Raw genomic sequence first — 20,975 nt, 5'->3', positions numbered from 1 at the left:
GCCAAACGCGCCCGCCCCGCACGCCGAACGGTTGCCGCGCGCGCGTCAATTACCGGTGACGCCGTTGGTGGAGCGTTGCTGAGGATGCCAAAACCTTGTTGGCCGAACGCGGTTGGCGCAGCTCGGCGCGGAGTGTCTGGCGGCCGAACCGGTTCCGGGGCGCTAGGGTGTGGGGCGTTATGAGCGACCCCCTGGGGTTGTCGATCGGCACCACCAACCTGGTTGCGGCGCGAGTCGGCGACCGACCCGTGACGCGACGTTCGGTGCTGACCCTGTTCGGCGACCGCACGCCCCAGGTCGGCTCGACTACCGAACACGGTGCCGGCCCTGGCGTGGTGCTCAGCGGATTCGTGGATCGGGTCGGCGATCCGGTGCCGCTGGTCGCCGCCGACGGTTCGTCCTACCGGGCGGAGGCGCTGCTCGTCGAGGCGCTCGACGCGATGATCGATGTCGCCGGCGGGACCGGCTCGCCGGACGTGTCGATCGCCGTGCCCGCGCACTGGGGCGCCTCCACGCTGTGGGCGCTGCGCAGCGCATTGCGCACCAACCCGCGATTCGCGCCGGGCGGTACGCCGGTGCGGCTGGTGCCCGACGCCGTCGCCTCCCTGTCGGCACTGAACGCCGACCCCGGGCTGCCGTCGCAGGGCGTGGTGGCACTGCTCGACTTCGGCGGCAGCGGCACCAGCATCACCCTGGCCGACGCCGGGGCGCTGTTCGAGCCGATCGACGAGACCACCCGGATCGCCGACTTCTCCGGCGACCAACTGGACCAGGCGTTGCTCACCCACGTGCTGGAGGGCGTGGCCGCCGCGGGGGGCGTGGATCCGGCCGGCACCGCGGCCGTCGGATTGCTGAGCCGGCTGCGGGACGAGTGCCGCGCGGCCAAGGAGCGGCTCTCGGCGGTCACCGCGACCGAGCTGCCCGTCGAGCTGCCCGGCTTCGGTTCGACGGTCCGGGTCACCCGCGCCGAGCTCGACGACATGGCCGACATCCCGCTGAACGGCGTACTGTCCGCGCTCGACAATGCGTTGGAGCGCAACAGGATCGGATGGGCGAATGTCTCCGCCTTGGTCACCATCGGTGGCGGGGCGAGCATTCCGCTGATCACCCAGCGGCTCTCGGAGTACTCACGGGCGCCGGTGGTGACCACACCGCAACCGGCTCTCGACGCCGCGGTGGGCGCCGCACTGTTCGCCGCCTACGGGCCGACGTCGGACGCGCAGACCGGCGTTGCGCCGACGGTCGTCGTCCCGCCGGTGGTGGAGGGTGCAGCGGACGCGCCCGGTTCGGCGACGTTCCGGGCACTCGCCTGGTCGCAGGACGACGACAACGCCGCCGAGCCCGTGGCGTACACCGGCGGCGAGGCGTACGACAGCCCCTACTCCAGTGGCTTCGACAGCGGACTCGACGGCGGCGCGACCGGAGCGCGGCCGCCCGTTCAGTACGTGCCCGGCACTGGACCGATCGAACAGCGCCGACCGTGGCTCGGTTTGCCGCAGATCGTGATCGGCCTGGCAGCTGTGGTGGCCCTCGTCGCGGTCGGCGGCGTGGCCTACGGGCTGACGAGTTCGAGCAGCACCACGCCGAGCACGCAGGTGGAGACCACCAAGGTGCCTGCCGGCGCGCCGCCGCCCCCGAGCGCGGCGCCACCGCCGCCGGCGCTCACGGTGATCAGCGAGCCACCGCCCCCACCACCGCCGCCGCCACCCACGACGCAGGCACCCGCGCCGCCTCCGCCGCCGCCGTCGACGCAGGCCGTCACCACCACGGCGGCGCCGACGACCACCACCACCACCACGACCACCACCACGACCACGACGACGCCGTCCACGACGACGACACCGCCGACCACCACCACGACGCGGACCACCACGACGAACCCGATGACGACGACCTACGTCACGGTGCCGTTCGTCCCGGTGCCGATCCCGATCCAGGTGCCGGCTCAGCCCCAGAACCCGTATCAGCCGTCGCCGTTCGGACCCTGACGCCGCGCCCGCCGGCCTCGTGGAGGCGCCGCCCTGAACCAGGGACCGACTGCGGCCCTACGCCCGAGATTGCACTGAGGGCTGTTGAATCGGAACGCGCACAGCCCTGTTCGCATTCTCAGGACTAGGCGAACGACCTGACTGCACCTTGACAGGAGCGTTGCCCCTCGAGATGCGTTCGGGCCCTGACACCGATCAACCGCGGCGGTGTGGCCGCAGAACCCCGTCAGCAGCCGAGGATCTCGTTGCCCTCCGGATCCGTCTGGGGCAGGTCTCCGTCGTCGGCCGCGAGGACGAGGTGGACCCGGTTGCGCACCATCTTGGGCGTATCGACGCGAATGAACTCCACCCAGAAGCGTCCCTCCTGGCGCAGCGACGCGAACTGCGGATGTGACCGGGTGAGAGGCAGCCCGGTCAGTCCGGCCCAGAACTCCGCCTGCGCAGGGGGATCGAGCGCATCGATCACGACCGCGGCGACGGGTCCGACACCGCGGTACTCCTCGCGCGGTTCCAGCACGCAGAATTCGTTGCCGCCGGGATCCGCCAGCACCACCCACGGCACATCCGACTGGCCGACGTCGACCGGTTGCGCACCGAGTCCGCGGGCGGTGCGAACCAGGTCGGCCTGATGCTCGGCGGAGGTGGAGGCCAGGTCGAGGTGCAGTCGGTTCTTCACCTGCTTGGGCTCAGCCGTGGCGGCGAACCGCAGCGCCGCACCCTCGCCGAGGTTGACCGCCCTGTCGTCGACCACCGGCGGTTCCAGCAGGGCCGACCAGAACTGCAGGAGCGCCGCGGGATCGGCCGACTCCACCAGGATGTGGCGAATGAGGTGGGGCATCGGCGTCACGTTAGTGACCGGTACTGACATCACTGTGCTCGAGCCACTTCGGTCGTTCGGGCCCATTCAACCGGCGCCGATGCCTATGGTTGAATCGGGGCAATTTGCTGGACGGCGGGAGGCGAATGGCCGGTGGGTTGCGTTTCGGGGTGAGCACGCAGGGAGGGCCGCTGGCCGCGCAGGAACTCGCGGAGGTGGGTGACGCGGTGGGCACTCCTCCCGAATTCGAGCTCTGGTACGAGGATTTTGCCTCTCCACCGCCGGTGGCGAAGATCGATGCGGTGATCGGACGAGCCGCCGAACCCGTCATCACCTGGGAGCCCCGGCTGTGGCACGACGCGTCCGCAGAAGCCGTCGGCGCCATTCTCCCCAAGATCAATTCGGGTTGCTACGACGATTACCTCCGAGGGTGGGCCGACGAACTCGCCGGTGTGCGCCACGGCGTCCTTCTCAGATTTGCCCATGAATTCAACGGCACCTGGTATCCGTGGTCCACCGGGGCAGGAACGTCCGCCGAGGAGTACGTCGCGGCGTGGCGGCACGTCCACCACATCTTCTGCGAGCGCGGCGCCACCAACGTCCGATGGGTGTGGGCGCCGGACGCGGGGCCGATCTCCGATGAACCGCTCGCCGACTGGTACCCGGGCGACGAGTGCGTCGACGTGCTCGGGATCGACGGCTACAACTGGGGCACCACCCTGCCCGGGAGCCGGTGGACCGGACCGACGGAGATCTTCGGCCACGGGCTGTCCGAGCTGCGCCGGCTCAGTGACGGCAAGCCCATCCTGGTCACCGAGGTCGGTTGCGCCGAGGCGGGCGGCGACAAGGCCGAGTGGATCGGCGAGCTCGTGCGCATGACGGCCGCCGAGCCGCAGGTGACCGGCTTCATCTGGTTCCACCACGACAAAGAGACCGATTGGCGACTGACCAGCACCGCGGCCGCGGCCGCGGCGATGGCCGCATCGCTGGGTGAGGTGGCGGCATGAACACCGATACGTTGCTTCAGCGGTACGCGCTGCCGCCGGAGGTGGAGGACGAGAGGGTGCGTTCCCTCGAGCAGATGCACATCCTCGACACGCCCCCAGAGGACCGGTTCGCCCGCATCACCCGGATGGCGCGCTGCGTGTTCGGCGTGCCGATGGCATCGGTGAACCTGATCGATCGCGACCGCCAGTGGTTCAAGCAAGCCGACGGCCTCTCCCTGGGCCCCCAGACGACGCGGCGCAACTCGGTGTGTCAGGCCACCATCGCCCGCACCTACCAGCACCCGGAGGAGCCGGCGTTGATCCTCGAGGACGCCGCCGACACCGAGTTCGCGTGCGTGCCGGGCGTCGGCGGTGACGGCATCAGGTTCTACGCGGGCTACCCGCTCTACGGCCCCGGCGGTCACCCGGTGGGAACCTTCTGCATCTTCGACAACAAGCCGCGGGCACTGGCGGGCTCGGAACTGGAGGCTTTCAAGGAGCTCGCCGCATGGGCACAACGTGAGCTGGAGAGCACCGACGACCTGGAGCGGGCGTCGGCCGTCCAGCGGCAACTGCTTCCCCGGCCGCTGGGCGACCTGCCGGGTTACTCGGTGTGCGCGATGTGCCTACCGGCCTACGCGGTGGGTGGCGACTTCTATGACCACTACCGCGTGCAGGGCGGCGCCATGTTCACCGTCGCGGACGTGATGGGTAAGGGACTGGGCGCCGCCATCCTTGCGGCCAGCGTGCGATCGTCCCTGCGGGCCGCCTCAAGGGCAGTCGACCGCCTCACGGCGACCGCTGTCGACGTCGCGGACACGGTGAATTCCATTGCCGCGCAATTGAGCGAGGACCTGGCCAGTACCGACACCTTCGTGACGCTCTTCCACGCCAAGCTCGACACCGACAGTGGCCGGGTGGAATTCGTCGACGCGGGCCACGGCTTCGCGGCGGTGATCCGCGACGATTCCCGGGTGGAACCCCTCAACAGCGCCGACCTCCCCGTCGGCGTGCTGCCCGGATACAGCTGGACGCGCGGCGAGGTGACGCTGCAACCCGGTGACACGCTGGTCATCGCCTCAGACGGAGTCCTCGATCTGGTCGGCGACGGCAGCGACGTCCGGCCCGCGCTGCAGCTGGTATCCCAGTACCGCGAACCGGCCGAACTGTGTGACTTCGCCCGCAGCCTGCATGCGAGTACCCCGCCGCTGGACGACGTCACCCTGGTGGCCGTACGCCGCGAGCTGCCATGAGGCACCAGATGCCGCACGCCGCCGCCGGGCGGTATCCCTCCCCATGGCTGCGAGGCCTGATCCTGGCGACGGTGATCCTGGGCGTCAACTACATCGTGTGGCGGTGGGTGGCGTCGGTGAACTGGACGGCGTGGTGGATCGCCGTTCCGTTGGTGGTGGCGGAGACCTACAGCGTGATCGACTCCCAACTCTTCGGGTTGACGATGTGGCGGATGCTTCGCCGGAATCCACCGGAACCGCCGCCCGACGGCGCCACCGTCGACGTGTTCATCACCACCTACAACGAACCGATCGAGATGGTGATGGCGACCGCCAAGGCGGCGCAGGACATCCGGTACCCGCACAGCACGTGGATCCTCGACGACGGCGACCGTCGGGAACTGGCCGATGCCGCGGCCGGCAAGGGCGTCGGCTACATCACCCGGTCGGCGCATTGGACTCAGGACAAGCCCCGCCACGCCAAGGCGGGCAACCTGAACAACGCGCTGTTCGAGACCGACGGCGAATTCATCCTGATGCTCGACGCGGACCAGGTACCGGTTCCGGAGATCCTGGACAACACGCTCGGTTATTTCCGAGATCCGTACATGGCGCTGGTCCAGACGCCGCAGTTCTTCCACAACGTCCCCATGAGCGACCCGCTGGGCAGTCAGGCGCCGTTGTTCTACGGCCCGATCCAGCAGGGCAAGGACGGCTGGAACGCCGCGTACTTCTGTGGCTCCAATGCGGTTCTGCGCCGGGAAGCGCTGATGCAACTCGGCATTCGCGGATATGTGCGGGCGATCGAGGAGGGCATCAAACGCACGCTGTACACGGCGGACAAGATCCTCAAACAGACCGCAGGACAGATCGGATCCGATGAGCGGGAGGCCCAGGCCGCCCTCGACGCGGTCCGCGACGCCGTCCGCGACGCCCGCCGGGAACTGCGTGACAAGCGACCACTCGCCGACATCACCTATACGTTCCAGCAGCGGATCGACGCCGCGGCGCGCACCCTGGTCGATTCCGACATCATGACGATGCGCGCAGATCTCGAGATGATCGCCGCCATGAGTGCCGACCTCGAGGACCCGTCGGCCGATCTCCTGTTCGACGACGAGGCCCTCGCCACGCTGGCGGACCGCGAGTGGTCGCCGCTCGGTGCGATCGAGTCGATCCGGGCCATGATCCGGGCGGTGGACGTCGATCGTGACGACGAGGCGCAACCGGTGCTACCGATGGCGACCATCTCGGTCACCGAGGACATGGCGACGTGCATGCGACTGCACTCGATGGGATGGCGATCGGCCTATCACCACGAAAAGCTCTGCGAGGGACTGGCACCGGAGGACGCCGGCACCATGCTGACCCAGCGCCTGCGATGGGCGCAGGGCACGATACAGGTGATGCTGCGGGAGAATCCCTTCGTTCAGAAGGGTCTCAGCCTGGGTCAGAAGTTCATGTACTGGTCGACCATGTACAGCTACCTCGCCGGTTTCGCCGCCCTGGCCTACATCGCAGCCCCTGCCATCTACCTGATCACCGGCATCATGCCGGTGCAGGCCTACAGCTGGGATTTCTTCGGGCGGCTCATTCCGTTCCTGCTCCTGAACCAACTGATGTTCATCATCATCAGCCGGGGCACCCCGACCTGGCGGGGCCAGCAGTACAGCCTGGCGCTGTTCCCGGTGTGGATCCGGGCGTGTGTGACCGCATTCCGCAACGTCTACTTCGGACGGCCACTCGGGTTCGCGGTGACGCCGAAGACCCGTCAGGCGGTCGGCGCCACGCCGTGGCACCTGGTCAAGTGGCAGCTGGCGGCGATGGCGATGCTGGTGGTCGCGTCGGTGATCGGGATCATCCAGCTGTACCTGGGCGCCATCTCCGTCCTCGGCGTCGGGGTGAACCTCTTCTGGGTGCTGTTCGACCTGCTGATTCTCAGCGTAGTGATCCAGGCGGTTCGCTACCGCGGATATCGATCGGAAGGAGCGCTATGACTCAATATCCCACGCGTACAACGGCATCCGATACGACGGTGATCAGACCGGAGGGGCGGCTCAACATGGTCGCGGCACCCGGTCTGCGCAAGCAGCTGCACTCCCTCGTCGAGGCGGGCAGCACGAAGCTGGTCGTCGACCTCAGCGGAACCGAATTCATCGACTCGTCGGGCCTGGGCGCGCTGATCTCCGGACTCAAGGCGGCCCGTCAGGCCGGGGGTGACCTGCGCATCGCGGCGCCGACGCGGCAAGTGGTCACCGTGCTGGAACTGACGAACCTCAATCGCGTGCTGCGCGTCCATGATTCAGTAGACGGTGCGTTCGATGGCGCAACCTGACGGGCCCCATGTCCTGCACACCACCACCGGACCGGACACGCTGGACGCGATCCAGCAGACCCTCGACAGTGTGTGGTCCGCGCACGATCTCCCGGAGATGGTGCGCATGCACATGGATCTCGCCGCCGGCGAGATCGGGGCCAACATCATCGAACACTCCGGTGGTGGCAGGCCCGTGCACCTCCGGATGGAGGTGCACGTGCTTCCCGAATCGGTGCGCGCTGTCTTCACCGATGACGGCCGTCCGGCTCCGGTCGACCTGTCGCAGGCCGAGATGCCCGACGGCCTGTCGGAGCGAGGTCGTGGTCTGGCGATCGCCCACCGGGTGCTCGACGAGTTGTCCTATCGTCGCGACGCCGACGGCAACCATTGGACGTTGGTGCGTAGCCGCGCGGAGTGAGCCGGAAATGTGTTGACGCCTGCGAATATTTTTGCCGAAAGTGGTGCCGGTGTGGCTGTCGGGGTCTAGTTTGGGGCGACCGGCGGCCGTGCGCCGCCGGAACTCCTTTCCGTCGGGGGAATGGCTTCGAGGGCGGAACAATGGGTGCATCGGCGTACGTGGGGCGTGTCGGCGGACTGGCAGTGGCGCTGGGGGTAGGCATCGCCGTGGTCTCCGGCGGTACCGGGGTGGCATGGGCGGAGGAGTCCTCCACGTCCGACACCACATCGAACGACACGTCGCAGGACGAGTCCAAAGACACCGCGAAAGACACCGCGAAAGACACCTCGAAGGACGCGGCGAAGGATGCGGCGAAGGATGCGCCGACGGCAGCGGATGACGAGGCGCCCGCCACAGGTGTGAAGAAGAAGAAGTCGTCATGGCCGTCGCGTCCGGCGAGGCGCTCGGGAGTGTTGAAGACGTTGGACGCCATCGGTGTTCAGCTCAGCCCGAAGGTCAGCGGGAAGAAGGCAGGCGAGGACGCCGAACGCGCCGAGGGATCCGACCTCGTCGACGTCGACGACGAGGGTATCGAGGAAGTCACCGGCGATCCGGCCACCCCCGCGGGGGGCGGAGGTCCGGTGGCGGAGGCGCCACGTGAGCCGTCGTCCGCCTCGATCCGGCCCCGGACGTCGGCACGAGACGCCCGCGCGCCCAAGATCCAGGTCGAGATCGCGCGCCCGACGGCCTCCGCACGCGCGGTGGTCGTCGACAAGGTCGCGTCCGGGCCCGAGCTGGAGACCAAGGCACTCACCGCGGTGAGCGAGACCCGCTCCGTGGCGACGGCGGTCACCACGGCGGTGACGTCGGTGGCGTCGGCCAGTGCGCAGGTCGCTTCGGCGCTGGCTGCCGCTCCCACAGCGGCGGTGCCGGCACCGGCGCCCGCGACGCGCATCGTCAACCGGCTGCTCGCGGCCTTCGGCCTCGGATCACTGTCCAATCTGCCCGCCGCGCCGACGTCGCCATGGGCGCTCGGGGCGCTGATGGCGGTGGCCGCACGACGGGAGACCGAACAGGTGACGTCGACGGCCGCCGTCACGTCGAAGACCGCCGCGGTCACGACGGCCGCCACCTCGCTGACGACGGCCGCCACCACCTCAACGGCGCTGGTCGCCACCCCGGACCCCGCCACCAGCAATGTGGTCACACCGGTTCCCGTCAGTGCCAACACCGACTTCATCACCGCCGTCACCGGCCGCAACAGTTTCAACAAGACCTACGACCGATTCGGTATCGGTGGCACCGATCTGGGCATCATGTGGGACAACGGCATTCGCGACAACCCGCTCACGCCGGTCAACGAACACCAGGTGCTGGTCGCGTTCGGCGACACCTTCTACGGCGACAACCCGGTGCGGCAGACCGGGTGGCGGATGAACACCCTGTTCCGCAGCTATGACAACACGCTGTCCAATGGAATGTACGTGCAGGACGGCATCATTCACGACCCCGGCACGTACAGCGGATCGCCGATGTCGGTCGACAGGTACTCGCGCGAGATCATCGGGAAGTACGGCTACGCCGTCGGACCCGAGGTGACGATCATCCCCACCGCGGCGATCTCCGTTCCCGGCGCGGGCGTCAACGGGGCGACCCGGCAGTACATCAACTTCATGTCGGTTCGGTCATGGGACACCCCGGGCCGGTGGACCACGAACTACTCGGCGATCGCGTATTCCGATGACAACGGCCAGAATTGGCGCACCGTTCCGGTGTCCTCGGTGCGGCCCGCCGCCTGGGGACGCTCGACCCAGCCGTTCGTCGCGGGCAACGAGAACTTCCAGCAGTTCGCCTACGTCAAGGGCGCGGTCGTCGACGCCAACGGTGTGCCGGTCACCGATCCGGTGACCGGGGAACCGAAGACGGACGGCTTCGTGTACGCCTTCGGCACGCCGGCCGGCCGCGGCGGCACCGCCTACCTGTCGCGGGTCAACGAGAAGGAGATCCTCGACCAGACCAAGTATCAGTACTGGAACGGCTCGTCGTGGGTGAACAACAACCCGGCGGCGGCGAAGCCCATCCTGCCGGGGACGACGACGACATCGTGGTTCGGCCTGGTCAAGAACACCACGTACCCCACCGTGGGCGAGATGTCGGTGCAGTACAACGCTTACGAGAAGAAGTACGTGATGCTCTACACCGACCAGAACAACAACGTCGTCATGCGCAAGGCGGACCGGCCGGAGGGCGTGTGGTCGGCGCCCACCACGCTGGTGACCTCGTCGAAGATGCCCGGCCTCTACGCGCCGATGATCCACCCCTGGTCGTCCACCGCCAACGTCTCCGCCAGCGATCAGCAGTACCTCTACTGGAACATCTCGACGTGGGACGACTACCAGGTCAAGACGATGCGAACGGATCTGAGCAAGGTGTGAGCTCGCCGCTCAGCGGCGAGTGCCTCTGGCAGCGGACGCCCTGACCCGCAGGGCGGCGATCACCAGAACGGCCAGGCTCGCGCCGATCAACCCGATCACCAGCACCGCGCCGGCGCCGAATTCCGGCGTCCGGCCGATCATCGCCGCCCGCCCCCACGCCACCCAGCCGATCAGCACGACCTTGGCGATCAGGATGACCGACACGATCGCCGACACCCTCCGAAGCCTCATTCTCTCAGGGTAGCCGCGCATCGCCGCAGGTAGCGGGCTCGGCGTAGCCAGGGATTGCACCAACCCGGGTGGACGACGGTAATCTCGGTCCGACTGACAAGCAGATCGGGAACGTATCAGTGGACCTAGTACTCGGCCTCTCGATAACGTCGGCTGCCATTCGTTTCGTGCTGGTCGAAGGGGCGACCGGCGAGGGAGCCACGATCGACAAGGGCACCCTGGAACTCGGCGGCGCCGACGACGGCCTTAATGACCTGGTGGACGCGGTCCTCGGCGAGGGCCCCTTCGCCGCGGTCCCGGGCCGCCGTCCTCGCGCGATCGGGGTCACCTGGCTCGGTAGCGCCACCGCTGCGGCTTCAACGGTGCTCGAACTGCTCGCCGACAAGGGTGCGGACAACGTGATCGCGGTGTCGGAGTCAGATGCCGCGGCCGCCCTGGCGACGGGGATCGGCGACATCGCGGGCGTCGACGACGTCGCGGTCTGTGTGGTCGAACCGGATGCGGCGGTGGCCGCGGTCGTCGACGCGCACGAGGTGGTGGTCGACGTCGTCGAACGCTTCGGTGCGGGTGACGCCGCCGACCTGGCGCACTGGCTGACCGCGCTGGTCGACGGCTGCGCGTCCGAACCCGCCGACGTCTACGTGCTCGGCTCGGCCGGCGATCTGGACGATGTGGTCGTAGCACTGGGCGCGACGGGACTCGCGGTGATCTCCGCCGCAGAAGCCGACCTGGCGCTCGCCCGCGGCGCAGCGCTGGCCTCTGCCCGCAGCACCTACGATCTCGACCTCGGCTTCGCCGCCGCGCCGGCCCCCGCCGGCACGCGACGGTTCGTCACGCCGCGGGTGGCTGCGGTGGGCGGGGTGCTCGTCGCCGCGGTGGTCACCTTCGTGGTGTCGCTGTCGGTCGCCCTGACCCCGAGTTCCACGCCCGAGCACGAGCAGACGGCCAGCGAGTCCGAACAGACGGCCAAGGCCGCCCTTGTCCAGGAGCCGGTGGAGCAGCTGCCGTCGCGCCCCCAGAAGCTGCCGCCGCGCCCCGCGCCTGCCGCGCCGCCCGTCGACATCGACCCGCCCGCGGCGGCTCCGGCGCCGCCCGAGGTGCTGCCGGTCGAACCGGTGGAAGCGGCGCCCGCACCCGAGGCGCCTGCCTGGGAACCGCCGGCCGCCGATCCCGCGCCGCAGGGGTTGCCCGAACCGGTAGTGCCGGCCTATGTGCCGCCCGCACCGCCGGCCTACGTGCCGCCGGCCGCTCCGTCGGTGCCTGCGGTCGAGGGCGCGCCGCCCGGGTTCACGCCCGGCAACCCGGCCTATGTGCCGCCGCGCCCCGACGGCACCGTGCCTCCGGTCCAGCAGCCCCAGCCGCGCCTTCGCGACCGCATCATCGGCCGGCTGCCGCTCATCAACCGGTTGCAGGGTCCCGGAGGCTGACGGATCTGTCGGTGGCCTTCGGCAGGATCGCCTGCCATGAGCCGGCCACGACGGTCACTGACCCTCACCCGATCCGCGGCGGTGCTGATCACCGCGGGTATCGGCATCGCGAGCTTCGTTCTGTCCTTCGCCGCGCTGCGTGACCTTGCGGCCCGGGCCGGCATCCCCGCGCAGCTCGCCTGGCTGTGGCCGCTGATCGTCGACGGGACGATCCTGCAGGCGACGATGGCCGTGGTGGTGCTCGCCGGGATTCCCGACCAGGCACGCAGCCGCCGCTACTTCTGGGCCGTGCTGACGTGCGCGGCCGCCGTGAGCGTCGGCGCCAACGCCCTGCACGCGGTCATCCCGGCAGGCGGGCCGATGAATCCCTGGCTGGCGGCGGCGATCGCCGTGGTGGCGCCGGTGAGTCTGTTGGCGGCCACGCACGGCCTGAGCCTGCTCAGCCGCATTCCCGGGCCGCCGGAGACCGACGACGTCGAAACCGACGTCGGCGGCGCGGACAGCGAGGCCGACGCAACGGTCACCGAGCTCGCCGAGGAACCCGGCCGCCGGGTCTCGGCGGACATCGGCACCGCGGCCCGTCAGCCCTGGGAGACGATGGCGGAGGCGATCGCGTCACGCGACAACCTGCGCGGGCTTTCCGCCGACGATGTCGCAGGCGTGCTGCACCTGAGCTACGAACGCGAGCTGACGCCCCAGGCCATCGCCCGCCAGCTCGGGTTCGACCGTCGGGCGGTGTTGCAGATCATCGACGCGAGCGCAGAGCTCCTGCGTTCGGGTGACGTCAGCGTCGAACGTCTGGCGGTGTGACCGTTCACGCGTCGCGGCTGACCGCGTCGTGCCGTGTCGTTACCCGGACCGATCGCACTAAGAATTCATTGAGAGAAAATTCGGGGGTGATCAGCGGTGATCTTCGACATCACGCGGCTGAGCTGCGGATTTGCGGCCGATAATGGTGAATCGGCCGAAAGGTCCGATTCGTTGCCGTGACAACTCCGTGACTCGACCGTGACATTCGCGGGAATGTCCCTCTATGGTGCATCGGGTGGGTAGGCATTCGATGACCGCCGACCGCCGACGGGTATCGGTACTCCTCGGCGCGTTCGCTGCCCCGGCCGCCGTCTTCATCGCCGCGGGCGCCGACGTCTCGCCCGACGCCAAGCGGCCCGAGGCCCAGGTGGCCCCCGCTCCCGATCAAGGGTCGCCGTGTTGCGTGGAACTCGTCGCCGGGGCCGCGCCCGCGCTGGCGTGGATGCCGGCGTCGGCCGACCCGATCCCCGTGCAGGCGCCTCCCGCGTCGAGGTACCGGATCGTCGAGACGGCCAAGGCCGAACGGATTCTGCAGGCCGGCGACGCGCCCGAGAGCGGTCTGCAGGTCAAGACGATCCTGACCGCGCGCAGCATCAGCGCCGCCTTCCCGGAGATCAACGAGATCGGCGGCGTGCGGTCCGATGCGCTGCGGTGGCATCCCAACGGTCTGGCCCTCGACGTGATGATCCCCAACCCGACGTCGGACGCGGGCATCGCGCTGGGCAACGAGATCGTCGCGTTCGTGCTGAAGAACGCCGAGCGGTTCGGTATGCAGGACGCCATCTGGCGCGGGCGCTACATCACACCGAGCGGGGTGCGCGGCGCAGATGGCCACTTCGACCACGTCCACATCACCACCACCGGCGGCGGCTTCCCAACCGGGGATGAGCTCTACTTCCGCTGACGGCCGGCTCACCGCGCCTCATGATTGGCCGAGTTAACGGGCTCGGCACGGGCAGCGTCCCCATCGGCCGGGTGTAGGCGGATTCGATAGAAATTCGACTGACGCCGAAGCGACATTGCGCTACGGAAACACGACGGCCCCCTCTTCGCCGAGGGGGCCGTCGCTGTTACGGGTTTCGAGTCAGCTCTCGGAACCTTCCGACTTGTTGTCGTCGGACTTGGGCTTGTCGTCCTTGGTGTCGGTTTCTGCCTTGGTTTCGGCGTCGCCCTTCTTGTCCTCCGACTCGGTGGTCTTCTTCTTGGGCTTCAGTGAGTCCGTGAAGCTCTTAACGCCCTTGTTGAAGTCGTCCCCGGCCTTCTTGAGCGCCTTGAGACCGTCACCAGGCTTGTAGCCCTTCTTGACCGGCGTGGTCGCAGCGGGAGCCTCGCCCGCGCCGTCAACCTCGATGATCTCCTTGACCTCGCCGGTGCTCGGCACCGTGGTCGCATCGACGATCGTCGCGCCTGTCGACGGGGTGCCGAGGGCGGCCGCGGGGGCGGATTGCGGCTTGACCTCAGGGGCCTGTTCGATCGCCAGCGTCACGGTGCTTGCGGCCGAAGTCACTTCACCGGATGCCACGCGAGATGTCTCGACCGATGGAGCGTTGAGACCGGTGACCGCCTGCGTCGTCGGAACCTTCAGCGCCGCTGCGATCGCGTTGGGCAGGTCGACTGTGAAGAAGTCGACGGGTCCCCGATCGCTGAGCAATCCCTGCCACGAGGAACCGATTCCCTCGCCGGAGGGGTCGAACCCGTTGACGAAGGCATTCAGCGCCCTCCCCGGCAGGTTGATCAGGTCGCTGAGCGCCTGTTCAGTGTCTCCCGCCTCCAGGGAGGCGCGCACGTCATCGAGGATGATCGCTGTTTGCAGACCCAGGGTCAACGCCGGCGCGAGCAATGCCCTGGCATAACCACTGGCGCGTCCGACCAGCAGTGAGTCGACCAGCGCGCCGGGGATCTGCCCGCCGGGAAGACTCGCCAGGAAGTCGCCGGGGATCTCGAGCACCGGGAACAGTGGTCTGGCCGGGCGTTCGAGCAACTGAACGAGGAAATAGATGTCGAGCTCGCTGAATGCTTCGACGAACTCACCATCGGCGAGGAAATTGAGCGTGTTTTGCAGGACGGTGGGCAGATTCTGCAGCGCTGTCTGCGTCGCGGCAGAGGACCCTTCGAAGCCCGTGCTGATGATGGCCCCGTAGGTTTCCTGGAACTCGGCCAGTTCAGTCAACAACGGAAGTGGATTCAGGATGTTGCCACCGACGAAAGTCGCCAGCTGTTCGTAGAGCGCGGGACTGGTCAGTGCCTGACCCAGGGCGTTCGACGAGACCTGAGTTCCTGCGCTGATGAGACTCAGATTTGCCAGCGCTGCGGTGATGGTTTTCTGGTACTCGGTGATGGGGTTCGCCACCGCTGAGAGCTGTATTGCGCGCTCCTGAATCCTGATGTCGTCGGTAACGGGTGACACCGGACTGACGGCGATCGCACCGGCTCCGACGACCGCCACACCGGCGGCCACGAACTTGCTGACGCGCGACTGCGAATCGGCGTGATGCCGGCCCGAGTCGAGGCTTGGGACTTGCTGCACTTGGTCTCCTGGTCTAAGTAACTGAGGGTTGCCTTATCAGGCAGACGGACAGTAGCTGAGCGTTACCTGAGGAACAATGCCTACGTCTCACCTGCGGAGACGATCTCGACTCGAAAATCGGCTGTGAGGAACCTGAGACAAAACTGTCAGCGGATCCCTTAGCTGTCACGGTGTCGGCAACTTGACGCAGAATTGCCTGCCGCGTCAATGAGGCGGCTGTCCGATCGGCGAAAGGTAGCGCCCCACGGCGGCATGGTCGGCCGTAATCTGAGCGAACTCGGCGGTATCGACGGCACCTACCCTGACCGTTGCTTATAGGGCAGGCTAGCCTAAATAAGCTACCCTAAGTATGGAGCGATGTGGCGGACGCCTTTTGAGCGATGCGAAGGCCGGTGTTCGCTTCAGAAAGCAGTAAAAGTGAATAGTGGTTCGCGCAGGAATTCGCCTACGCTCGGCCCTCGCGGAGGCGTACATGTGATCCCTGTCACAGCATCGCCCTGAGGGAAATCTCAGCTCGCGCGGTCGCGGGTCAGGCCGGGTTACAGAGCTTCCACACGCCGTCCTCGCGCAGGAGCTTGAGCGTGACGCGCGGCGCGGGCGGACGGGTGACCTCGACGGTGGCGTTGTCGCCGTCGACGGAGATGGCGCCGAAATTCACGGCACGGCGGTCATCCGCTTTGATGGGACCGCCCTCGTCGGTGCCCTCCATGCCGTCGGCGAACTGCTCGGCTTCGGCCTCGCACATGAGCGCCGACATCTTGTCGGTGTCGGCCGTGTCCGATGCCTCGGCGAACTGGTTGACCGTGTCGCGGATGCCGGCCAGCTGCTTCTCGCTCTGGTGATGCAGGTAGCCCCAGACGCCCCCGGCGATCGCCGCCACGGCCAGCACGCCGACGACGGCGACGATCACCCACTTGCGACCCGGGCGTTTCGGCGGCGGCCCGCCGTAAGGAGGTCCGCCGTGCGGGGGTCCGCCGTAGGGAGGTCCGCCGTACGGCGGCACGCCAGGAGGTCCCCACTGCGGCGGCGGGGGTGGCGGCCCCCAGCCCGGCGGCCCTGTCCACTGCTGTGGCGGCGACGGTTGCTGCGGGTGCGAGAAGGGGTCCGGCTGGGGCCCCGGCCACGGTCCTGGGAATGTCATGGTCACTCTTCCAACGGCATGGTCATGAACAGGTCGAGGGATTCGCCGAACGGCTTCAGCTCGAAGTCGGGTTCGAAGTACGTGACCGCACTCCCGGCGGGCAGGTCCGGGGACGTCAGGAGGTCACCGTGCGGTCCGCGACCGGTGACCCGCAGTAGGCGGCGCATCTCGGGCGGATCCGCTTCCGTCTCGTACCACTCGATCCGGGAGGAGTCCTCGGGATCGCCCCAGTGCGCCGCGAGCGTGGTCATGATCGAGGGCGGGGTGAGACCGCACGACTCGCGGTCCCACGTAGTGAAACCGGCGTGCACCCGGCGCAGGAAGGTCTGCACGGGCTGCGGCAGCGAGTCGAACAACGGCGGATCGTCGTCGCCGAACGTCGCCGGGTTCTCGCCCATCCACACGGCGTACCCCTCACCGGCGCTCACGGCCACCACGTAGTCGAGCGACGGAGCGCCGATCCAGGGGTGTTCGACGACGCGGACGTCGACGAGTTCGTCGCGCAACGCCTGCGCGAATTGCGGTATCAGCGCCAAGAATTCGTCGTTCCACAGGGCGAGTGCGGCATGCTTGCGCTCCTCGGGATCGGCCGATTCGGCGATCGACCACCATTCCTGCGGGATCACCGCCCGAGTCTGTTCCCCGGGCTCGAGGATCGTGAACGGATCTGTCTCCCAGGGCATCGCGGCCGCGAGTGCCTCGTAGTCCGTTCCGGCCATCGATGGAACCTCCCGCCGCTAGGGCTGCTGGCTGTCGGCCAGTTGCGCGATCAACTCGGTCAGTTCGCGACGCTTCTCGTCCTGCAGGGCGACCTGCTCGTCCTGCCATTGCGGATCGACACCCTGCATGTCGGCGGCCGAGCGCGAGTTCTTGTTCTTCGCATTCACCACGGTGGGCAGCCATTGCAGGTTGACCGGCGCGTTGAGCACGAGCCACATGTTCTCGGGTGTCAGTTCGGTGAACCGCGGCAGGTACATGATCTCCACCTTCGGCACGATGTGATCGGCCGAGACCGCCGGTCCGCCTCTGGCATTGGTCCCGATGGGCCTATCCGGCTGCGACGGGTGCCTGTCGGTGCTCGCCGGTCGCGGCGCGCCCTGCAGTGAGACGTTCGGATAGGGATACTCCGGGCTCTTCTGCTTGTTGACGGCATCCCATAGCGGCTTGAGCGGGCTGTTCGGCGGGATCGTGATCCGCGTGCCGAGTGTGGGCAGCGGACTGGGCGGGGTCCACCCGCTCGGGATCTTCGTCTTGCCGTCGCTGATGTTGTCCAGCGCAGCCTTGTTCAGCGGTTTTGTGGGCGGACCCCCGGCGCGGAGCTTGTCGGTGACCGCGGCACAGGCCTGCAGCTGGCCGAGTTTGGCGGCCTTCTCGGCGTTGAGTTGATCGGCTTCACGGTTGTACGGGCCGACGATCTCCGGCGGACCGACCCCGCCGGGGAGCCCGCGCGCATTGTGGTCGTCGATCTTGGCCATGGTCGCTTGAAGCGAGGCGACCTGGGCGGGGCATGCGGCCTCGTCGGCGTGGGCCGGGGGAGGCGACCAACCACCGACCACCACCGCGATCAACACGGCCAGGGCCGTCACCAGTGCGCGGAAGGACTGCCGTGTGGCCATGACTGATCTCCCCGTGACAGCCGAAGGTGTGGATCGATCCTAAGGCCGTATCTCGGGTCGGGGGGACGGCATTTCTGGTGCCGTGCCAGACCCGTTGCCGGCCATTCGAGAGACATTGGGGGGGTTTGCACCCAGTTTTCCGTCGGTTCCGTTTACGGTTTGGGGGTGTCGAGCATGGATCGCCGAAGCGCAATGTTGATGTTGGGGTTCGGTGTGGCGGTTGCCGCGCTGCCCCTGCCCAAGGCTGGGGCTCAGCCGGTGATCGGCGACGCGCCGCCCGGGCCGCCCCCCGGTGTGCCGGGCCTGCCGGTGACCGCCGCGGACCCAGGAACTGGGCTTTTGTTCTCCGACGAATTCGACGGACCGGCCGGTGCGCCGCCGAATCCCGCGTCGTGGTTCATCGTTCCGGCCCGCGAAATGATCCGGAACCCCGTCGAATGGGACAAGCCCTTCAACATGGGCCGTTACGTCACTGACCAGGAGCACGTGTTCCAGGACGGAGAGGGGAACCTGGTCATCCGGGCCACCCGCGGTGCGGGCGCCACCATCCAGGAGAAGTACGCCAGCGCGAAGGTCATCGGCAATTGGCGCGGCGGTGTCGGGACGACCTGGGAAGCCCGGATCAAACTCAACTGCCTGACCGACGGCGCGTGGCCGGCCTTCTGGCTGCTGAACGACAACCCCGTGCGAGGCGGTGAGGTCGACCTGGTGGAGTGGTACGGCAACCGGGACTGGCCGTCGGGCACCACTGTGCACGCGCGGCTGGACGGGACGCAGTTCCAGACCAACAAGCACCCGGTCGACTCGGAATGGCACACCTGGCGCATGACGTGGTTGCCGACCGGGATGTACTTCTGGAAGGACTACCAGCCCGGGATGCAGCCGTTCTTCGAGGTGCCGTCGAACTCTCTGCCGGAGTGGCCGTTCAACGACCCGGGTTACACGATGGCCCCGGTGTTCAACATCGCCGTCGGTGGCTCCGGCGGTCGTGAGCCTGCCGGAGGGAATTACCCCGCCGACATGCTGATCGACTGGATCCGGGTGTTCTGACGGGCCGTCCTGATGCGGGATTACGCTGCCGCGGTGAGACGCGAGTAGCGGTGTCCGCGAGTGTGATTCACCGACGCGGGCTGCGGGCGGGCGCCGATGCGGGTCGCGATCGTCTGACTGATGGCAGCGGTGACGGGGCGCGCGGCCTCGTCGAGGAGCATGTGTCCCGCCTCGGGGAGGTGCACGTGCGCGGCGCCGGGGATGGCGGCGGCCATCTCGTGCCCGTGGGACGACGGGGTGAGCACATCGGCGCCGCCACTGAGGACGATCGTCTCGGCCCGGATCGAGCCGAGCGTCGAAAGCTGGTCGAAGGACCGTAGGCCGGGCAGGAACCCGGCGGCGGTGTCGACGGACGTCGCTGCGGCCGAGGTCTCGGCGAACAGCCTCGAGAGTGTCGAGCGGGCGTCGGCATCACACCGCAGCGCCAGCGCCGCGTACACCGGCTTGCTGAGCAGAGAAATGACGCGGTGAGGCGTGACGGCGGCGAGCCCGCACAGGGTGTTCGTCGCCGGATTGGCCAGGAGGCGGGGGATGCCGCGCTCGGTGAGTCGGCCGGCGGCCGTCGCGGCGAGGACAAGCCCCGTCGGCTCGACGGGCCGGTCAGCCCGGGGCCGGCCGAGGTAGGCGAGGGCGACCATCCCGCCCATCGAGTGTCCGGCGAGGGTGAGCGGGCCGGTGACGCGCAGGGATGTCAGCACCTCGGCGAGGTCGTCGGCGAGTTGCGCGACCGTGTAGGTGCGCTTCGGGGCCGAGTCCGATCGGCCGTGGCCGCGGTGGTCATAGCTGATGATCCGGACGCGATCGCCCCACTGCCGAGTCAGGTGATCGACCTGGCCGGCCCACGACTCTTGGTCGAGGCACAGACCGTGCAGGAGGACGACGGTGGACTCGGCGTCCGCGGGTCCCTGGTCCCGCACCGCGAGCTTCACGCCGCCGCGGACGGTCACGGTCCGTTCGGTGACCTCGGGATGCCGGCGCCCGGTGCAGGCAGTGCGCGGGTGGCGACGCACGGGCCTCGGGGTGCCCGTGGAGATCGGGGCGGTGGGTGCCGAGGTCGCTGTAGCCATGAAGAAATGGTCGCGGAACTGGGGGTGGCGCCGTAATCGACGGGAGGCCAGAGTTCACCGCGGGACGGCAACAGTTTCCTATCCGCGGGGTAAGCCTCGATCCGACTCAAGCCCCTTCGAAGTAGGACTGGAGCTTCAGCGCGGCCCATGGCCGTCGACCGCCGACGATGAAAAGACCTCTGCGCGCCGCACCGATCGGCCCGATGCGCTGGTAGAGCATCTGGGTCAGTACTGACGCCGGAGTGCGCATGACGGCGTCGGGACGATCGTCTGGCCGGCGCTCGCGAAACTCGGCGGTGCCGTGATGGATGTGGATGACGTAGGGCCGAGCGCCCGGGACCTTCAACGCGACGCAGAGGTCAGTGTCGGGTGAGAGGTCGCTTCGCACCCAGGCGTGGCCCATCTCCATCAGCCCACGGGCGATGAGCAGCATGTCGCGCTCACGAATGTCGAACGGTGCCTTGGCCGCCCGGGCGATGTCCTCGCCATGGAAGACGAGCTCACCCAACCAATTGGTCTGCGCAGCGACCCCGGAGATCTCGATGTCGCAGTGAAACGGGAACATCGACTCGTCGGTGATGGTGTCGAAGAACGCGTCCATGTCCGCCGCGATGGCTCGGAGTTGGTCGAGTTGCTCGATCATGTCGGGCTGGGGCGCCATGATCGCGTCGAGTTCGATCTGGTTGATCACGTCCACGTCGCGTGGCGAGCTGGCGCGGCGAAACATCCGGCCGTCCATGATCTCTCGGTACCGGTACGCGACTGTCAACACGTGGGCGACGATCTGATGAGCCGTCCATTCCATGCGCGGCGGCCGGGCCATCGGATCCGCCGACCGAGCGACACGATCGAAGTGCTTCCACGCTGTCGCGATGCGCTCGCGCAACTCCGCTCGGTCGGTGTCGACGAGTGCGACGTATCCAGTGTGGTTCAT

The 20,975-nt window shown here is 68.1% G+C and carries 19 protein-coding genes; 11 read left to right on the top strand and 8 right to left on the bottom strand.

Features of this window, described 5'->3' with window-relative positions; all coding sequences use genetic code 11:
• Positions 1-179 precede the first annotated feature (179 nt).
• Entirely contained in the window at positions 180-1,988 is a 1,809-nt protein-coding gene (locus tag ACPCHZ_RS02115; protein WP_423483219.1) for an Hsp70 family protein, read from the top strand.
• A gap of 226 nt (positions 1,989-2,214) precedes the next feature.
• Here the strand turns inward: ACPCHZ_RS02115 and ACPCHZ_RS02110 are convergent, their stop codons facing one another.
• Positions 2,215-2,826, bottom strand: coding sequence for a VOC family protein (locus tag ACPCHZ_RS02110; RefSeq protein ID WP_423483218.1), 612 nt, complete (start codon positions 2,824-2,826; stop codon positions 2,215-2,217).
• A 149-nt stretch (positions 2,827-2,975) separates the two neighbouring features.
• Between ACPCHZ_RS02110 and ACPCHZ_RS02105 the strand changes: the two genes are divergently transcribed.
• The 6 genes from ACPCHZ_RS02105 (at position 2,976) to ACPCHZ_RS02080 (ending at position 10,172) form a co-directional block, all read left to right on the top strand.
• Positions 2,976-3,812 (top strand): glycoside hydrolase family 26 protein, encoded by an 837-nt coding sequence (locus ACPCHZ_RS02105; protein ID WP_423483217.1) that lies wholly within the window; start codon positions 2,976-2,978, stop codon positions 3,810-3,812.
• Entirely contained in the window at positions 3,809-5,044 is a 1,236-nt protein-coding gene (locus ACPCHZ_RS02100; protein WP_423483216.1) for a GAF domain-containing SpoIIE family protein phosphatase, read from the top strand. The genes ACPCHZ_RS02105 and ACPCHZ_RS02100 overlap by 4 nt, the downstream gene beginning before the upstream one ends.
• Positions 5,041-7,020, top strand: a complete 1,980-nt coding sequence (locus ACPCHZ_RS02095; protein ID WP_423483215.1) for a glycosyltransferase — start codon at positions 5,041-5,043, stop codon at positions 7,018-7,020. Before ACPCHZ_RS02100 ends, ACPCHZ_RS02095 begins: the two co-directional genes overlap by 4 nt.
• A complete protein-coding gene (locus ACPCHZ_RS02090) occupies positions 7,017-7,358 on the top strand; it encodes an STAS domain-containing protein (RefSeq protein ID WP_364977203.1) in 342 nt (113 codons plus the stop codon). The genes ACPCHZ_RS02095 and ACPCHZ_RS02090 overlap by 4 nt, the downstream gene beginning before the upstream one ends.
• Positions 7,345-7,758, top strand: coding sequence for an ATP-binding protein (locus ACPCHZ_RS02085; protein ID WP_423483214.1), 414 nt, complete (start codon positions 7,345-7,347; stop codon positions 7,756-7,758). The genes ACPCHZ_RS02090 and ACPCHZ_RS02085 overlap by 14 nt, the downstream gene beginning before the upstream one ends.
• Before the next feature lie 140 nt (positions 7,759-7,898).
• Entirely contained in the window at positions 7,899-10,172 is a 2,274-nt protein-coding gene (locus tag ACPCHZ_RS02080; RefSeq protein ID WP_423483213.1) for a DUF4185 domain-containing protein, read from the top strand.
• Between the two features lie 9 nt (positions 10,173-10,181).
• Here the strand turns inward: ACPCHZ_RS02080 and ACPCHZ_RS02075 are convergent, their stop codons facing one another.
• Positions 10,182-10,403, bottom strand: coding sequence for a hypothetical protein (locus ACPCHZ_RS02075; protein ID WP_423483212.1), 222 nt, complete (start codon positions 10,401-10,403; stop codon positions 10,182-10,184).
• Between the two features lie 68 nt (positions 10,404-10,471).
• On the opposite strand from ACPCHZ_RS02075, the gene ACPCHZ_RS02070 reads away from it, so the two are divergent.
• The 3 genes from ACPCHZ_RS02070 (at position 10,472) to ACPCHZ_RS02060 (ending at position 13,544) form a co-directional block, all read left to right on the top strand.
• On the top strand, positions 10,472-11,830 hold the full coding sequence (locus tag ACPCHZ_RS02070; RefSeq protein WP_423483211.1) for a DUF7159 family protein: 1,359 nt from the start codon (positions 10,472-10,474) through the stop codon (positions 11,828-11,830).
• 36 nt (positions 11,831-11,866) lie between these two features.
• Positions 11,867-12,640: a DUF2637 domain-containing protein gene (locus ACPCHZ_RS02065; protein WP_423483210.1), complete on the top strand. Its 774-nt coding sequence runs from the start codon at positions 11,867-11,869 to the stop codon at positions 12,638-12,640.
• A gap of 235 nt (positions 12,641-12,875) precedes the next feature.
• Positions 12,876-13,544, top strand: a complete 669-nt coding sequence (locus ACPCHZ_RS02060) for a hypothetical protein (protein ID WP_423483209.1) — start codon at positions 12,876-12,878, stop codon at positions 13,542-13,544.
• 180 nt (positions 13,545-13,724) lie between these two features.
• Here ACPCHZ_RS02060 and ACPCHZ_RS02055 read toward each other — a convergent pair whose 3' ends face one another.
• The 4 genes from ACPCHZ_RS02055 to ACPCHZ_RS02040 all read right to left on the bottom strand — a co-directional run bounded on the left by ACPCHZ_RS02055 (position 13,725) and on the right by ACPCHZ_RS02040 (position 17,924).
• Complete coding sequence (locus tag ACPCHZ_RS02055; RefSeq protein WP_423483208.1) at positions 13,725-15,167, bottom strand: hypothetical protein; 1,443 nt, start codon at positions 15,165-15,167, stop codon at positions 13,725-13,727.
• A 529-nt stretch (positions 15,168-15,696) separates the two neighbouring features.
• Positions 15,697-16,308, bottom strand: a complete 612-nt coding sequence (locus tag ACPCHZ_RS02050; RefSeq protein ID WP_423483207.1) for a hypothetical protein — start codon at positions 16,306-16,308, stop codon at positions 15,697-15,699.
• 2 nt (positions 16,309-16,310) lie between these two features.
• Positions 16,311-17,027 carry a hypothetical protein gene (locus ACPCHZ_RS02045; protein WP_423483206.1) on the bottom strand — a complete coding sequence of 239 codons (717 nt, stop codon included), beginning with the start codon at positions 17,025-17,027 and terminating at the stop codon, positions 16,311-16,313.
• 18 nt (positions 17,028-17,045) lie between these two features.
• Entirely contained in the window at positions 17,046-17,924 is an 879-nt protein-coding gene (locus ACPCHZ_RS02040) for a hypothetical protein (RefSeq protein ID WP_423483205.1), read from the bottom strand.
• A gap of 174 nt (positions 17,925-18,098) precedes the next feature.
• Here ACPCHZ_RS02040 and ACPCHZ_RS02035 point away from each other — a divergent pair, with 174 nt between their 5' ends.
• Positions 18,099-18,974, top strand: a complete 876-nt coding sequence (locus tag ACPCHZ_RS02035) for a glycoside hydrolase family 16 protein (RefSeq protein ID WP_423483204.1) — start codon at positions 18,099-18,101, stop codon at positions 18,972-18,974.
• 20 nt (positions 18,975-18,994) lie between these two features.
• Here ACPCHZ_RS02035 and ACPCHZ_RS02030 read toward each other — a convergent pair whose 3' ends face one another.
• Together ACPCHZ_RS02030 and ACPCHZ_RS02025 are read right to left on the bottom strand one after the other, a co-directional pair.
• Positions 18,995-20,041: an alpha/beta fold hydrolase gene (locus tag ACPCHZ_RS02030; protein WP_423483203.1), complete on the bottom strand. Its 1,047-nt coding sequence runs from the start codon at positions 20,039-20,041 to the stop codon at positions 18,995-18,997.
• Between the two features lie 106 nt (positions 20,042-20,147).
• Complete coding sequence (locus tag ACPCHZ_RS02025) at positions 20,148-20,975, bottom strand: hypothetical protein (RefSeq protein ID WP_423483202.1); 828 nt, start codon at positions 20,973-20,975, stop codon at positions 20,148-20,150.

The sequence above is a fragment of the Mycobacterium sp. NPDC050041 genome, assembly GCF_049541695.1.
Classification (GTDB): Bacteria; Actinomycetota; Actinomycetes; order Mycobacteriales; family Mycobacteriaceae; genus Mycobacterium.
Note: the sequence above shows the minus strand (reverse complement) of the source record. Positions and strands in the feature narration are given on the sequence as shown.